The organism is Lederbergia sp. NSJ-179 (assembly GCF_022867885.1).
In the GTDB taxonomy this organism is placed as follows: Bacteria; Bacillota; Bacilli; order Bacillales; family Bacillaceae_C; genus Lederbergia.
Genome location: NZ_JALIFP010000093.1, coordinates 1 through 1,605, shown reverse-complemented (window position 1 = coordinate 1,605; position 1,605 = coordinate 1). Strand labels below are relative to the sequence as shown.

Here is a 1,605-nt window from a genome sequence, read left to right as displayed (position 1 = left end):
CCTGAATCCGTGACTAATTTTTTTCTAAAAACCACTCAAAGTCTATTAGAATCAGGTATAATACCAAAAAAAGGTGAATTTAGTCATTTCACCCAATAGGTGGTTATAATGAAAAAGTTTATTATTGAATCTACTAGCGAACGCATTACAGCGCATACTGGTTTAGCCGTTATTGGCAATCTTCTATATCACACTTCTCTGCCAGAACGATTGAATCAAGCACAACCAAGTAAAACTCAACGAAATTCAAATATCTCCAATAGGGATGTCGCCCTGTCTTATATTGGTTTACTTTGCCAAGGCAAGAATGATTTTGACCATATAGAAGCTTTCCGGGAAGACGAATTTTTTCGTTATGCTCTAAATGTCGACAATGTCCCTTCTAGTCCCACTCTCCGTCAACGATTGAATCAGGCTTCTTTAACAGATGACTGGAAGACGATCTTATTGGAAGAGTCCGCTAACCTTATTTACCGTATGGATGCAGCCATTACTCCTGTATACGTGGGGAATAAACCATATCTTCCCTTGGACATGGATGTCTCTCCTTTTGACAACTCCAAAACGATGAAGGAAGGAGTTTCCCGAACATACAAAGGTTCCGATGGGTATGCTCCTATGTTTGCCTATCTTGGGCAAGAAGGCTATGGGGTCAACGTAGAACTACGTGAAGGGAGTGTACATTCACAAAAGGGCACCCCCGAATTTCTTCAGAAAACGATTGAGCTTGCAAGACGAATGACGAATCAACCGATTCTCCTTCGTATGGATTCAGCCTGTGACAGTGCAGATAATTTGAAAATCTGCATGATGAATAAGGTGGACTTTATCATCAAGCGAAATCCTCGGAAAGAAACAGCAGAAGATTGGCTGTCCATCGCAAAGGACAATGGCATCTGTTTAGAGGAGCGTCCAGGCAAAAAAGTATACATGGGTTTCTGTCTCTCCACCATTAAGGGTACTGGTGTCCCTATCCATATCGCTTTTAAGGTGATAGAGAGGACCATCGATAAAGACGGGCAGATCTTGCTGGTTCCAGAGATTGAATTTGACACCTACTTTACTTCATTATTTGTGCCAACTGCCAAGATCGTAGAGCTATACGAAGATCATGGCACGAGTGAACAATTTCACAGTGAACTCAAAACCGATTTAGATTTAGAGCGTTTACCTTCGGGCAAATTTGCGACGAATGATCTTATTCTTCATTTTGGATTGTTCGCTTATAATTTGTTACGTATGGTGGGGCAAGAAAGTCTAAAAGACAATGATGTCCCCCTAAGGAAAAATGTAAAAAGGCGCCGTATACGAACAGTGATTCAAAATATAATCACCTTAGCTTCGAAACTTGTCAACAGTGGGAGACAGTGGAAATTGAAATTCAATAAAGATAATCTTTGGTATACCGTATTTAAGAAGCTGTATTGTGCATTTTATTAAGCCACTTTTACTGCTAAATAAAATAAGATTGGTGACGAAGCCTTTGAAAAAAACGAGTGATCATAAGGCTTATTTCAACATGCCTTCAAAAAAAGACAACTAAAGAAAAAGGAATATTTTATTTGAAATTGATCGTAATTACCCTTTTGGAATAAGAGCGAAATA

The 1,605-nt window shown here is 39.2% G+C and carries 1 protein-coding gene; it reads left to right on the top strand.

Going from position 1 to position 1,605, the window contains the following annotated elements:
• The first annotated feature begins 108 nt into the window (after positions 1-108).
• Positions 109-1,440, top strand: a complete 1,332-nt coding sequence (locus tag MUB24_RS22930) for an IS1380 family transposase (protein ID WP_244708052.1) — start codon at positions 109-111, stop codon at positions 1,438-1,440.
• Positions 1,441-1,605 lie beyond the last annotated feature (165 nt).